Raw genomic sequence first — 13,210 nt, 5'->3', positions numbered from 1 at the left:
GACGTCCTCCTCGTCCCACGTGGCGGGCGCACAAAAGTCCGTGGGAGCCGGTCCGCATCGTCGTTCCGCCGGTGCGCCGCTGCTGCGGCGCCCCTACGGCCGCGGGATGTTCCGCAGGTTCGAGCGAGCCATCGCCATGACCTCGCCCATGCCGCCGCCGAAGATCTGCTTCGTCATCGACGTCGTGAAGCCGCGGATCTGGCCGAACGTGATCATCGGCGGGATGGAGAGGGCGTTGGGGTCGGTCATGACCTCGATGAGCGCCGGGCCGCTGCGGGCGAGCCCATCCGTGAACGCCTTGCGCAGGTCCTTCGGGTCCTCGACCCGCACGGCCGGGATCCCGAGCGCGAGCGCCACGTTGCGGTAGTCCACCGCGGCCGTGTCCGTGGCGTACGGCGGAAGGCCCTCGACGATCATCTCCAGGTCGATCATCCCGAGCGAGCCGTTGTTGAACACGACCACCTTGACCGGCAGGTCGTTGGCACGCAGCGTGATGAGCTCACCGAGGAGCATCGAGAGCCCGCCGTCGCCGGAGAGGGCGATGACCTGCCGGCTCCGGTCGGCGAACGCGGCACCGATCGCGTGCGGCAGGGCGTTGGCCATGGAGCCGTGGAGGAACGAGCCGATGACCCGCCGTCGGCCGTTCGGGGTGAGGTAGCGCGCCGCCCACACGTTGTTCATGCCGGTGTCGACGGTGAAGACGGCGTCGGCGGCGGCCGCCTCGTCGAGCAGGACGGCGGCGTACTCGGGGTGGATGGGCTTGGTCTTCTCGACGTTGCGCGTGTATGCGCCGACCACCTTGTGCATGAGGTCGTCGTGCTTCTTCACCATGCTGTCGAGGAACTTACGGTTCTTCTTGCGCGTCACCAGCGGCAGGAGTGCCCGCATCGTCTCGCCGACGTCGCCGTGGACGGGCAGGTCGAGGCGGGTGCGACGGCCCATGTTGCTCGGATTGATGTCGATCTGCGCCGTCGGCACGTCCGCGGGGAGGAAGTTCGTGTACGGGAAGTCGGTGCCGACGAGCACGAGAAGGTCGGCGGACTCCATCGCCTCCTGGCACGCGCCGTACCCGAGGAGGCCGGACATCCCGACGTCGAACGGGTTGTCGTACTGGATGACCTCCTTGCCGCGCAGCGAGTGCCCGACGGGCGCCGCGGCGAGGTCGGCGACGGCGAGGACGTCGTCGTGCGCGCCCACCGCACCGGCTCCGACGAAGAACGTCACCTTCTTCGCCGAGTTGATCGCGTCTGCGAGCGCGGCGACGTCCTGGTCGTTGGGGACGACCCGCCCCGGCCGCGGCGGAGTGACGAGCGCGGGGCCCTCGTTCTTCACCTCCATGTCCGCGACGTCGCCCGGCAGGGTGAGGACGGCGACGCCCGGGCCGGCGATGGCGTGCCGGATGGCCGTGCGGGTCATCCGGGGCAGCTGGTCGGGGCTGGAGATCATGTCCGAGTAGACCGACGCCTCGACGAAGAGCCGGTCCGGGTGGGTCTCCTGGAAGAACTGCGTGCCGATCTCGCCGGTGGAGATGTGCGAGGCGATGGCGAGGACGGGCAGGCGGGAGCGGTTGGCGTCGTAGAGGCCGTTGATGAGGTGGAGGTTCCCGGGGCCGCACGACCCGGCGCAGGCGGTGAGCTTGCCGGTCATCGCGGCCTCACCGGCGGCGGCGAACGCGGCAGCCTCCTCGTGGCGCACGTGCACCCACTCGATGCCGGGCATGCGGCGGACGGCGTCGACGACCGGGTTGAGCGAATCTCCGACGATGCCGTAGATCCGTTCGACGCCGGCGGAGACGAGCTGGCGGACGAGGTGCTCGGCGACGGACAGGCTCACGGCTGCTCCTTGGGCGGGTGCGAGTGGGGCTCCTTCGATCCTCTCCCGGGGGTCGCGGCGGCGCAGGTCGAGGGTGCTCCCGCACACCCCGTCGTGATCATGCAGAACTGCACGATCACGCACTCCTCTCCCCCGTCGTGATCACGCAGAAATGCCCATCCAAGGCAGACCACGCCACGGCAGGGCACACCCCTTGCCCCATCGGTTGGGCGAAGCGGGGGGACGAAAGGCAGAGTTCCGCTGTGACTTCGCACCAGCCAGGGCCGACGCCGCGGCCAGGCGCCCCCTCCAGCAGCCACGGCCAGGTCTGGGTGGACCGACTCCCGGGGCTCGCGCTCGTGGCCGCCGTGGCGCTCGCCTGCCTCGGCCTCGCGCAGCTGGTCCCCGTGGTCTCGCCACTCATCGTCGCGATCGTGCTCGGCGTCGTCGTCCGCAACGCCGGGCTGCTCCGCCCGCCCGTCCGCCCCGGCACCCAGTGGTCGACGAAGCGCTTGCTGCGCGCCGGCGTCGTCCTGCTCGGGCTGCAGCTCTCCATCGGTGAGGTGCTCGCGCTCCGGGTGGGCGAGCTCGTGACGATCGTCGCGACGGTGGTCATCACGTTCCTCGCGACGCGGTGGCTCGGCACGAAGGTCGGCACGAGCCGGACGACATCGCTGCTCATCGCCACCGGCTTCGCCATCTGCGGCGCCTCCGCCGTCGCCGCCATGAGTGCGGTGGTCCCCGAGGACGAGACGAGCGAGGACGACGTCGCGACGGCGATCGCCATGGTGACCCTGTTCGGCGCGCTCGCGCTTTTCCTCATGCCGCTCGCGCAGGGTCTCGTCGGGCTGGACGACCACCAGATGGGCGTGTGGATCGGCTCGTCCGTGCACGAGGTCGCGCAGGTCGTGGCCGCGGCGTCGGCGGTCTCGGCGGCCGCACTGACCGTCGCCGTCGTCGTCAAGCTCGGCCGGGTGGTGCTGCTCGCGCCGATGGTCGCCGTCGTCGGGGTGACGGAGCGCCGGCGCGCCAAGCGAATCGCGGAGGTCAACAACGCGCGCACCGCCGGCGCGGGCGACGGCGGTGCGCGCGGTGGCGATGCCCGCACTGGTGGCGCGGGCTCGGTCGCGGGTGCAGCTCCGGCGGCCAGCGCGGACGGCGCTGCCCTTTCGGTGGACGGCACCGCCGCAGCAAAGCCGGCCGACGACGCCGTGAAGCTGCCACCGCTCGTGCCGCTGTTCGTCGTGGGCTTCCTCGCGATGGTGGCGGTGCGCAGCCTCGGCGTCGTGCCGGACGCGGTGCTCGACCCGGTCGAGGTCGTCACCCGGTTCCTCCTCACCGCGGCGATGTTCGGGCTCGGCACCGGCGTCCACCTCGCGACGCTGCGACGCACCGGCGGCCGGGCGGTCGCGCTCGGCGCACTCTCGACCCTCGTCGCGGCAATCGTCAGCCTCGCCGGGATCCTGCTCCTCACGTGACGCCGGGTGCGCTGCCTCGGGCAAGGGCGGTGCTTCCCAGCCGCCTGTGCGAGCCCGGCGCGAACCGGCGGCGCTCCCCCGCCGCTTCTTCGCGCGCGGCGTGAACCGGCCGTGCTTCCCGGTCGCCCGTGCGAGCCCGGCGCGAACCGGCCGACGTCGCGGCACGATGGGCCCATGACAGCACCGGCTCAGCGCATGCGGCGTCCCTTGCAAGAAGTCACGCCCGGCGTCTGGGTCGCGACCGCCGAGCGGTGGGAGACGACGTCGACCGTCGTCGTCGGTGACGCCGGCGACTGCCTCGTCGTCGACCCGGCGCTGACCGCCGCCGAGCGCGGCGCGCTCGCTGCGGAGATCGAGCGGCGCGGCTGGCGGGTCGTCGCCGGTTTCAGCACGCACCCGCACTGGGACCACGTCCTCGGCACCGTGGCGTTCCCCGGTGTGCCGCACTGGGCGATGCCGGAGGCCGCGGCCTGGGCGGTGAGCCATGCCGCTGAGCTCGCGGAGCAGCTCTCACACGCGCTACCCGGCGAGGACCTGTCCGGCGCCGGAGACCTGACGCGGGTCCCGGCCGACGAGGTCACGCTCCCGTGGGTAGGTCCTTCGGCCGTCCCCGTGGCGCTCCCCGGTCACTCGGTGGGCCACGCGGCGCTCCACCTCCCGGACCATCGGGCACTGCTCGTCGGCGACATGGTTTCCGACCGCGAGGTGCCGCTCCTCGACCTCGACGACGCCGTCGCGCTCTCCCACTATGGCGAGTCCCTCGACGCGATCGCGATGCTGCTCGACGAGGGCGGGGTCGAGCTCGTCATCCCTGGGCACGGGCGCGTGGCCACCCGGGCCGAGGCGCTTGTGCGGATCGACGCCGACCGCCGCTACCTCGACGACCTGCAGGAGGGCCACCCCTCAGCGGATCCTCGCCTGGCCGACGAGTGGGTCCACGCCGAGCACGAGCGCCAGCGCCGCCACTTCGGCTGCTGAACCGGTGGCACGCTCTCGTTTCCGTGGGTCCGGCTGCCGGCCACGCGACCGGCCGCCGGGCACGCTCGCTCTCGCGCACACCGGAGACGCCGGAGGAACCGGAGACACCGGAGACGCCGGAGACGCCGGATGCATCTCGCCGCAGCATCCGGACCTGCGCCACCGGTGGTCGGTCCGCTTAGGCTCGTCCCATGGGACAGATCGGTGCACACGTCCGTGATGACGACCCCGTAGCGGCCGGGCAGGCGGTGGACGCGGAGATCGTCCAGTTCTTCCTCGCCGACCCGCAGGGCTGGAAGAAGCCGCGGCCGCGCGAGGACGCAGACGCGCTCGTGGCGTCGGGGCTCGGCGTCTACGCCCACGCGCCGTACCTCGTCAACGTCGCCTCGACGAACAACAAGATCCGCATCCCGAGCCGCAAGATGGTGACCGAGCACGCGGCGGCCGCCGCCGCGCTCGGCGGGCGGGGGCTCATCGTCCACGGCGGTCACGTCGGGGCCGGTGAGGACGTCGCGGCCGGGATGGCGAACTGGCGCAAGATGTTCGAGCGCGCGACCTTCCCCGTCCCGGTCCTCATCGAGAACACCGCCGGCGGGGAGAACGCGTGCGCGCGCACCCTCGACCGGCTCGCCATGCTGTGGGACGCCGTCGGCGAGTTCGGCGTCGGGTTCTGCCTCGACACGTGCCACGCATGGGCGGCCGGGCTCGACCTCGAGACCGTCGTCGATGACGTCCGCGCCATCACCGGACGCATCGACCTCGTCCACACGAACAGCTCCCGCGACGAGGCCGGCTCGAACCGCGACCGGCACGCGAACTTCGCCACCGGCACGATCCCGCCGGAGCTCCTCGCGCACGTCGTCCGCGAGGCGGGCTGCGACGCGCTCGTCGAGACGCCGGGCGAGCGGCAGGCGGAGGACATCGCGTTCCTCCGCGCCGCGCTCGCCGGCTGACGGCCGGGCGCCGGGCCGACTCCGGCGCGAACGCGCCACACTCGTGACTCATCGGACTGGTGTGGCGATAATCGCGCCACATCAGTCACACCGGTGACGAGTGTGGCGCAGATCGGACAGCGTGCCTCGGTTCAGGCCTCGAACCGAGGACCGCCGCCCGGCGCACCTCCGGCGACGTTCCCCACGTCGGTCGTCCCCGCCGCGAGAACAGCCAGGCGTTCCTGCTCCTGCGGCGTCGTCGCCGGGTCGGCCATCCGCGCCCGCGCGACGTCCGGCAGGATGCGCGCCGCGGCGTCCCGGTCGTCGACGGCGCCGAGAAACGCCTCCAGCAGAGCCGCCCGGACGGGCACGAGCAACGCGTTGACCGTCGGGTCCGGGTGCTCGAGGCATGCCACGACGATCCATGTCGCGGCGACGTCGACGGCCGCCGGGCCCGACCGCGCCTCCGACCAGTCGATGAGCACCGGCCCCGACGGGGTGAGGATGATGTTCCCCGGGTGGAGGTCGCAGTGGAGCAGCCGCGCCGGCTCCCCGGGAACCACCGGGAGCCCCGGGTGCGGCGGTACGCCGTCCAGACGTCGATGCAGCTGCGCCATGACGCCGGCGTGCTCGCGGATCCGTACGGGGCGCTCGAGGATGTCGGCGAGCATCGTCGGGCCGTCGACTCGCTCCATGACGATGTCGCGCCCGGACGCACGGTGGACTCGGGGCACGGGGATGCCGTGCCGGCGCACGTGCTCCATCACGGCCGCCTCGAGCCGCGCGTCCGCCCCGGCGTTGCGGTAGCGCCGGAGCACCGTTCCGTCCCCGAGCTCATAGACCAGCGCGGTACGCCCCTGCCCGATCGGCTGCGCGCCCGGCGCGACCTCGACGGCGGCGTCCGGGACCCCCTCCCAGCCGCGATCTCCGCCGGACGGCGCATCCATGCCGTGAGGTTACGCCCCCTCGACGCGGTCGGCCCCGCTCCGCCGAGCGGGGCCGGCGAGACCGGCCCGCCGTCCCCACGCTGCCCCTCAGTCCGGAGCGTCGACCACCTCGAGGACGGCCGCCCCGTAGCGCTCGAGCTTCGCGTCGCCGACCCCGGAGATGCCGCGCAGGTCCGCCGTCGACCCGGGCCGTGCCTGCGCGATGGCGGCGAGCGTGGCGTCGTTGAACACGACGTAGGCGGGCACGCCCTGCTCCTTGGCGACGCCGGCGCGCCAGGCACGCAGCCGCTGGAAGAGGTCCTGCTGCGGCTCGTCGAGGTCGACCGGCGCGGCCTTGCTGCCGCGGGGCTTGCGGGCGGCGCGCACCCTCTCGGGCTCGCGGCGCAGCCGGACCTCCCGCTCGCCGCGCAGCACCGCGCCGGCGGCCTCGGTGAGCGCGAGGACGCCGTACTCCCCCTGCACCTCGAGCAACCCCTGGGCGAGCAGCTGCCGGACGACGCCGCGCCACTCCTGGTCACCGAGCTCGGTGCCGATGCCGAACGTGCTGAGCTCGGAGTGCCGGGACCGCAGCGTCCGCTCCGTCTCACGGCCGAGGAGGATGTCGACGAGGTGACCGGCGCCGAACTGCTGACCACGCTCGCGCTGGAGCCGCAGGATCGTCGACATGAGCTTCTGCGCCGGGACCGTGCCGTCGAAGTCCTCAGGCGGGTTGAGGCACGTGTCGCAGTTCCCGCACCGCCCGCTCGGCTCGCCGAAGTAGCCGAGGAGCTGCTGGCGGCGGCACTGGACCGTCTCGCACAGCGCGAGCATGGCGTCGAGGTGGAGGGACTGGGCGCGCTTGCGGTGCCGGTCCCCCTCGCCGTCGGCGATCATCCGCCGCTGCTGGACGACGTCCTGCAGGCCGTAGGCGAGCCACGCCGTCGAGGGCAGGCCGTCGCGGCCGGCGCGACCGGTCTCCTGGTAGTAGCCCTCGACGCTCTTCGGCAGGTCGAGGTGGGCGACGAAGCGGACGTCCGGCTTGTCGATGCCCATGCCGAACGCGATCGTGGCGACCATGACGACGCCGTCCTCGCGCAGGAACCGGGCCTGGTTGCGTGAGCGCGTCTGGGCCGGCAGACCCGCGTGGTACGGGAGCGCGGTGACGCCCTTGCCGGCGAGCCACTCGGCCGTCTTCTCGACCGACGCGCGGCTGAGGCAGTAGACGATGCCGGCCTCGCCCGGGTGCTCGTTCTCGATGATCTGGAGGAGCTGGCCCTTGGCGTCCTGCTTGGGGGCGATCCGGTACTGGATGTTGGGCCGGTCAAAGCTCGAGACGAAGACCCGGGCGCCGGTGAGGTCGAGGTTGCGGACGATCTCCTCGCGGGTCTCCGCCGTCGCGGTCGCGGTGAGGGCGACGCGCGGGACGTCGGGCCAGCGCTCGTGGAGGATCGTCAGGCCGAGGTAGTCCGGCCGGAAGTCGTGGCCCCACTGGGCCACGCAGTGCGCCTCGTCGATGGCGAAGAGCGCGATGCGGGCGCGGTCGAGGAGGCCGGCGGCGACGGGCAGGCGCTCCGGCGCGAGGTAGAGCAGGTCGAGCTCGCCGGCGAGGAGCCGGCGCTCGACGTCGCGGCGCTCATCCGTCGACTGGGTGGAGTTGAGGAACGCGGCCCTCACGCCGAGCTGCTCGAGTGCGTCGACCTGGTCGTGCATGAGGGCGATGAGGGGGCTGATGACGACGCCCGTGCCCTCCCGGACGAGCGCAGGGATCTGGTAGCACAGGCTCTTCCCGCCGCCGGTCGGCATGAGGACGAGCGCGTCGTCGCCGCGGGCGACGGTCTCGATGATCTCGGCCTGCTCACCGCGGAAGGCGTCGTAGCCCCAGATGCTCGTGAGGGCCTCGAGCGGCGACGACGTGGAGGCGCGCGCTGCCTGCACCGCCGCGAGCGGGGCCGCGGCGCCGCCGTCGGTGGCGAAGGCCGCGGCGATCTCCGGGTCGTGGAGGTCCCACGGGCTCAGGTCCTCCGGCGGGGGCTCGCCCCAGTCGGGCTCCGGCTCGGTCCACGTGTCAGTCACCTCGCCAGCCTAGGTCGATCCGGTGACGCCCGGGACAGTGCCACCAGCCGCCCGCCTCGGGCGCTCCCGGCGGCGCCTCGCGCAGAAGATCCCCCACGTGGTGCTCGTGTCCACTCCTGTGGCGGTGACGACGCCTCAGAAACCCCAGGAGCACCATTTGGGAGGCGTCGTGCAGGGACCTCGGGCGTGCACGGATCAGGGTGGGAATCAGGGGGATCCCCCGATGTGCGGGGCGCGCGTGGGTTCGATGCTGGTCCTACCGACGACGAAGGAGCACGACCATGACCAGCAGCATCCACACCGGCTTCGCCACCCGCGGGCTCGTCCGCCCGCGCCACGGACGCGTCCTCGGTGGGGTGTGCGCGGGACTGGCGCGACGCTTCGGGCTCGGACCGTGGGTGACGAGGATCCTCTTCGTCCTGCTCCTCATGGTCGTGCCGGGCAGCCAGCTCCTCATCTACCCGATCCTGTGGATCCTCATGCCGTCTGAGTAGTCACCTTGTCCGCGCCGACGGCCTTCTTCGCGGCGTCGGCGAGGTCGGTCACGGTCGTGAACGCGCCGCCGATGACGGTCTCGAGCAGCTGGTGGATGGCGTCCTTGGGCATGTCGACCGTCTCGATCCTCACCTCGCCGCCGTCCTCGGGGAACACGATCACGTAGCCCCACGGGACGTCCCGGTCGCGGTGGATCTCGTCCTCGGCGCCCTCGCGCTGGTCGATGACGAGGCCGCCCTTGCGCTTCTCCCACCAGTCGAGGACGAACTTCGCCAGGGCCGCGACGCCGGCGGCGATGAGCACCGCCGTCACCGGCTCCACCTGTGCCTCGATGCCCCCCGACGGCGGCGGGAACTCCTCGCTGACGCTGATCCCGGGTTCGGCCTCCGCGGCCGCGTGGGCGGCGTCGAGGTCCTCGGCGTCGTCGATCCGGAGCCGGAGCTGGGTGTCGGTCATGGTCTGCTCCCTCGTCGTGGTCAAGGCGATCTGGTCGAGACGAGATGCGGCGCCCGTCGTCGTCCCTCACGCATCATCGCCGGGAGCGCCCCCCGCGGGGGCGGATTCGACGGCCGCTCACGGCGCCATCTGCCAGTGCGAAGGGTCCTCGGCCGCGGCGGTGAGCTCCGCCGCACGCCGCCGGTACGGCTCGTGGTCGGGGCGGAGCTCGTACGCCCGGGCCTCGAGCGCGCCTGCGCGCAGGAGCCGCTCGCGCGCCCCGGCGAGGTCGCCGTCGTCGCGGAGGGCCTCCGCCCGACGGGCGTGGACGACGCCGAGGTTCGCTGCCGCGTGCGGGTTGGTCGGCGCGACGGCCACCGCGGCGCTCAGCAGGTTCTCGGCGCTGTCGAGGTCGTTCCAGCCCAGGCGGAAGAGCCCGAAGTTGATGTACGCGTCGGCCAGGAGCACCGCGCACTCGGGGCACGGCGCCCGGTGCGTGGGATCGAGGTGCGGGTGCGGCGCGCGGTCGATCGCCCGCTTGAAGAGCTCGTCGACGACGCCGTCGCGCCGGGGCGACGAGGCCGCGCCGTGCTCGAGGTGGACCATGAGCCCCGCCGCGAGCGCCGCCAGCCGCGCCGTTCCGGTGAACGCGGGCATCTCCGCGGGGTCGGACATGAGCGCCACCAGCCCGGCGATGAGGGGCGTCGCGAAGCTCGACCCGAGCACCCCGGCCGGCTGGGCCACCGCGAGGTCGGAGAGCTCGGACTGGCTGAACGACGGCGGGGTCGCGCGGGCGTCCTCGCTCAGCCCGTCCCGCGCCGCCCGCTCGACACGCTGGAACGAGACCGCCGTGACGCCGTCCTCCACCGCGGGGCTGTACGCGTACCCGCCGGCGTTTCCGGACGCCGCGATGACGACGCGACCCGCCTCGACCGCCGTCCGCGCGGCGGCCCCGAGCGGCGACGCCGGTGTGCGGACGAGCGCCCGCCAGCCGTCGAGCCGGCCGAGCCCCTCCGACACCCAGAACGGGAGGTCCGCGGAGGAGAGCCCGGGCCACGCCGGGAGGTTCCCGAAGAAGGCCTCGTGGTCGAGGACGTCGGCCATGGGGAACGCCTGGCCGATGCTGAGGTTGATGACGGTGGCGTCGGAGGCCGTCGCGTGCGCGATCGCCGCCTCGACGAGGGCCAGATCGTAGTGGCCGTCGCTGCTCGCCGGGTAGAGGCGCAGCCTGGCGCGCGGCGCCACCGCGAGGACGAGGAGCGCGACGACGGTGCCGTGCGTCGTCGTCCCCCGGCGCCGGGACGGCCAGACGAGCCCGTGCTCGGCGAGGGCGGGCACGCACATGTCGAACCCGTCGTCGACGATCGCGACGACGCGCCCCTCCCCCAGCCGGCCCATCCCGTGCGCGAGGGCGACCCCGTCCCACAGCTCACCGGCCCGCGGCAGGCTCCACTCACGCGCGATCGCGTCGTAGTGCTTGCGCACCGACACGGCCGCGTCGGCCCCGCCCTCCTGGGCAAGAGTGGAACCCGCGACGTCGACGTCCGTCATAGCAACCGCCCTCGTTGGTGGTGCACGGCTCCGCCCACTGGTTCCCCCGCAGGAGCCGTGACGCGAGTGTCCACCCGAGGGCGGACCGTGTCCAGGGTCCGAGCGCCTCGCCTCGCCGGGTACAGGGGGTCGGTCCTACGGCCGCGCCATGAAGGCGGCCCATCACCCCGCGGCGCACGGAGCGATCGACTGCGCCCTCCTCGCTGCCCAGCTGACCGTGCCGCGGGTCCCGGAGCAGAGCGAGCGGACGCTCACACGTGCCGGCGCATCACCGGACGGCTGGGGAACGTGCGACCGATCTCCTCGAAGCCCGCGGCGGTGAAGAGGGCCAGCGTCCCGGTGAAGACCGCGCTCGGGGAGGGTCTGCCCCGCAACGCAGCGGTGTCGACCGGGTGACCTTCGAGCACCGAGGCGCCGTGCTGTCGCGCCCACTCGACGGCTGCGGTCAGCAACGCCAGGCCGACGCCAGCACCACGGTGCTCGCGGCGCACTGCGAAGCAGCTGACCCACCAGGCCCGCGGGTCCTCGGGCAGGAGGCCGCGGAGCGCCCGGTTGCCGGTGATGCCAGGCAGGGTCGAGCGCGGCACGACCCGGGTCCAACCGACGGCAGAACCGCCGACGACAGCGAGCAGCCCCACGGGGATGTCCGTCGTGCTCACCTCCCGCTGCAGTGCCGAGCGGTTGTCCTCGGAACTGGGTGCGGTGAAGCGTTGGCACCAGCAGGAGTCGACCCGGCGCGCCTGCGGTCCAAAGGCCTCAACGACGTCTGACCACCGCTGCCGCGTGGCAGGCACTACGTCGATCATCATCCGAGCCCCTCTCGCCGTGGTGGCCACCGTGGCACGGGCCTCCTAGCGCCGCAGCCGGCGACACCCTCCCGGGAAGGATGACTCTCGCTGACGGAGGGGTCGTGGCTGGACTTCGCACGGACCGTACCGACGCTCGTGACGACCGGCACAGCGGTGACCCTCATGGCTGTGCTGCCCGAGAAGGTGGATGAGTCGGCCGGTACGCCGGGTTCTGTGAGCGGGCGCCGTTACCAGCACCCGCCCGGCGGCCATCCATCTACGACGTACGTTGCCGCACGCCTCCAGCGACCTACCCGCAGGCCTCGGGCGGGCAGCCCTCGAACGCCTGCTGTCTGGTCTTGCTCCGGGTGGGGTTTACCTAGCCGCTCCGGTCACCCGGAACGCTGGTGGTCTCTTACACCACCCTTTCACCCTTACCGCCGCGGCCCGAGGGCCGTGGCGGCGGTCTACTTTCTGTGGCACTTTCCCGCGGGTCACCCCGGGTGGGCGTTACCCACCACCCCGCCCTGTGGAGCCCGGACGTTCCTCGTCACCCCGAGGGGTGCCGCGACCGCCTGGCCGACTCATCCGCTGCCCATGCTATCCGTGCGGGGCGGCCTGCGACGCAGCGCCTCTTCTGCGCTGCTTCCGCGGCCGGGGCCAACCCCGGCGACGCCGACGGCCCGAACTTCCCCGCTCGACGGGCGCGGAGGCCGTCGCCCGTCGATCCTTGATGTGGGTGCTGACCGCGCCCTCCGCTCTCGACGAGGAGGATCCGATGACCACGGAAGTGCACAAGTCCATCGAGGTGAACGTCCCCGTGACGACCGTCTACAACCAGTGGACGCAGTTCGAGGAGTTCCCTCACTTCATGGGAGGCATCACGAGCGTCACCCAGCTCACGGACGACCACCTCGAGTGGGTCGCGGAGATCGCCGGCGTGAAGCGCCGCTGGGAGGCGCGCATCGTCGAGCAGATCCCCGACCAGAAGGTGGCGTGGGCAGCGACCGAGGGCGCCACCAACGCCGGGGCAGTCACGTTCAAGGACCTGGGCGGCCGTACCGAGGTGCACCTCACGCTCGAGTACGAGCCCGAGGGCATCGTCGAGAAGGTCGGTGACGCCCTCAACATCGTCGAGCGCCAGGCCGAGGCCGACCTCGAGAAGTTCAAGGAGTTCATCGAGTCCGAGGGCTACCCGACGGGCAAGTGGCGCGGGTCGGTCAACGAGGGCGCGTCGGTGGGTACGCCGGGCGTCGAGGACGCTGAGGCCTCACGCGGCGACTCCGGCAAGGCTGGTCCGGGCAAGGCAGCCGCTGCCGCTGCGGCGGGTCTGGGCGTCGCCGCCGTGGGGGCCGCTGCCGCCGTCGCCGGCACGAAGAAGGCTCAGGAGAGCGCCGTTCCGGGCGAGACGATCACGCCGGCCGCCGGTGCCACCGACCTCGGCTCCGAGTCGGCGGACGCCGACTTCATCGGCACGACCGAGGCGGACGCGACCGGTGTCGGGACGACCGGGGTCGGCACTGCGGGAGCTGGCACGGCCGGAGTCGGCACGACGGGAGTCGGCACGACGGGAGTCGGCACGACGGGAGTCGGCACGACGGGCGCCGACACTCGTGGACCGGACCGCACGGAGGCGCTCATCGACGAAGCGCTCCAGCCGGCCACGGACGAGGATGACCCGGCGCACCCAGGTGCCGGCGCGGGCGGCCTCGACCGCTGACGTCGGGGCGGCGTGCGCCGTC

11 protein-coding genes and 1 other RNA gene are annotated in these 13,210 nt (G+C 72.9%); 5 read left to right on the top strand and 7 right to left on the bottom strand.

Features of this window, described 5'->3' with window-relative positions:
* Nucleotides 1–93: 93 nt before the first annotated feature.
* Nucleotides 94–1,833 (bottom strand): pyruvate dehydrogenase, encoded by a 1,740-nt coding sequence (locus V2J63_RS05040; RefSeq protein WP_331229910.1) that lies wholly within the window; start codon nt 1,831–1,833, stop codon nt 94–96.
* A gap of 311 nt (nt 1,834–2,144) precedes the next feature.
* On the opposite strand from V2J63_RS05040, the gene V2J63_RS05035 reads away from it, so the two are divergent.
* The 3 genes from V2J63_RS05035 (at nt 2,145) to V2J63_RS05025 (ending at nt 5,221) form a co-directional block, all read left to right on the top strand.
* Nucleotides 2,145–3,290 (top strand): YeiH family protein, encoded by a 1,146-nt coding sequence (locus V2J63_RS05035; RefSeq protein ID WP_331229909.1) that lies wholly within the window; start codon nt 2,145–2,147, stop codon nt 3,288–3,290.
* Between the two features lie 174 nt (nt 3,291–3,464).
* Entirely contained in the window at nt 3,465–4,268 is an 804-nt protein-coding gene (locus V2J63_RS05030) for an MBL fold metallo-hydrolase (RefSeq protein WP_331229908.1), read from the top strand.
* Between the two features lie 191 nt (nt 4,269–4,459).
* Nucleotides 4,460–5,221, top strand: a complete 762-nt coding sequence (locus tag V2J63_RS05025; RefSeq protein ID WP_331229907.1) for a deoxyribonuclease IV — start codon at nt 4,460–4,462, stop codon at nt 5,219–5,221.
* A 131-nt stretch (nt 5,222–5,352) separates the two neighbouring features.
* Here V2J63_RS05025 and V2J63_RS05020 read toward each other — a convergent pair whose 3' ends face one another.
* Both V2J63_RS05020 and recQ read right to left on the bottom strand, forming a co-directional pair.
* Nucleotides 5,353–6,147 carry an aminoglycoside phosphotransferase family protein gene (locus V2J63_RS05020; protein ID WP_331229906.1) on the bottom strand — a complete coding sequence of 265 codons (795 nt, stop codon included), beginning with the start codon at nt 6,145–6,147 and terminating at the stop codon, nt 5,353–5,355.
* Nucleotides 6,148–6,234: 87 nt separating this feature from the next.
* A complete protein-coding gene (recQ, locus tag V2J63_RS05015) occupies nt 6,235–8,199 on the bottom strand; it encodes a DNA helicase RecQ (protein ID WP_434056281.1) in 1,965 nt (654 codons plus the stop codon).
* A 281-nt stretch (nt 8,200–8,480) separates the two neighbouring features.
* Between recQ and V2J63_RS05010 the strand changes: the two genes are divergently transcribed.
* Nucleotides 8,481–8,693 (top strand): PspC domain-containing protein, encoded by a 213-nt coding sequence (locus V2J63_RS05010; protein WP_331229905.1) that lies wholly within the window; start codon nt 8,481–8,483, stop codon nt 8,691–8,693.
* On the opposite strand, the gene V2J63_RS05005 is transcribed toward V2J63_RS05010, so the two are convergent.
* From V2J63_RS05005 to rnpB, 4 genes are all read right to left on the bottom strand, one after another.
* Complete coding sequence (locus V2J63_RS05005; RefSeq protein ID WP_331229904.1) at nt 8,677–9,150, bottom strand: hypothetical protein; 474 nt, start codon at nt 9,148–9,150, stop codon at nt 8,677–8,679. The two genes, V2J63_RS05010 and V2J63_RS05005, sit on opposite strands and share 17 nt — an antisense overlap.
* 117 nt (nt 9,151–9,267) lie before the next feature.
* Nucleotides 9,268–10,680, bottom strand: a complete 1,413-nt coding sequence (locus tag V2J63_RS05000) for a S8 family serine peptidase (RefSeq protein ID WP_331229903.1) — start codon at nt 10,678–10,680, stop codon at nt 9,268–9,270.
* 251 nt (nt 10,681–10,931) lie between these two features.
* Nucleotides 10,932–11,339: a GNAT family N-acetyltransferase gene (locus V2J63_RS04995; RefSeq protein WP_331229902.1), complete on the bottom strand. Its 408-nt coding sequence runs from the start codon at nt 11,337–11,339 to the stop codon at nt 10,932–10,934.
* 334 nt (nt 11,340–11,673) lie between these two features.
* An RNA gene (rnpB, locus tag V2J63_RS04990) (RNase P RNA component class A) lies at nt 11,674–12,055 on the bottom strand.
* 191 nt (nt 12,056–12,246) lie between these two features.
* On the opposite strand from rnpB, the gene V2J63_RS04985 reads away from it, so the two are divergent.
* A complete protein-coding gene (locus tag V2J63_RS04985) occupies nt 12,247–13,188 on the top strand; it encodes an SRPBCC family protein (RefSeq protein WP_331229901.1) in 942 nt (313 codons plus the stop codon).
* Nucleotides 13,189–13,210: the final 22 nt, after the last annotated feature.

The sequence above is a fragment of the Georgenia wangjunii genome (genome assembly GCF_036421975.1).
In the GTDB taxonomy this organism is placed as follows: domain Bacteria; phylum Actinomycetota; class Actinomycetes; order Actinomycetales; family Actinomycetaceae; genus Georgenia_A; species Georgenia_A wangjunii.
Note: the sequence above shows the minus strand (reverse complement) of the source record. Positions and strands in the feature narration are given on the sequence as shown.

Excerpts from the sequence above, each read along its gene's own strand:
- V2J63_RS05030 (WP_331229908.1), top strand. The coding sequence starts at position 3,465 with ATGACAGCACCGGCTCAGCGCATGCGGCGTCCCTTGCAAGAAGTCACG.
- V2J63_RS05025 (WP_331229907.1), top strand. The coding sequence starts at position 4,460 with ATGGGACAGATCGGTGCACACGTCCGTGATGACGACCCCGTAGCGGCC.
- V2J63_RS05020 (WP_331229906.1), bottom strand. The coding sequence starts at position 6,147 with ATGGATGCGCCGTCCGGCGGAGATCGCGGCTGGGAGGGGGTCCCGGAC.
- V2J63_RS05010 (WP_331229905.1), top strand. The coding sequence starts at position 8,481 with ATGACCAGCAGCATCCACACCGGCTTCGCCACCCGCGGGCTCGTCCGC.
- V2J63_RS05005 (WP_331229904.1), bottom strand. The coding sequence starts at position 9,150 with ATGACCGACACCCAGCTCCGGCTCCGGATCGACGACGCCGAGGACCTC.
- V2J63_RS05000 (WP_331229903.1), bottom strand. The coding sequence starts at position 10,680 with ATGACGGACGTCGACGTCGCGGGTTCCACTCTTGCCCAGGAGGGCGGG.
- V2J63_RS04985 (WP_331229901.1), top strand. The coding sequence starts at position 12,247 with ATGACCACGGAAGTGCACAAGTCCATCGAGGTGAACGTCCCCGTGACG.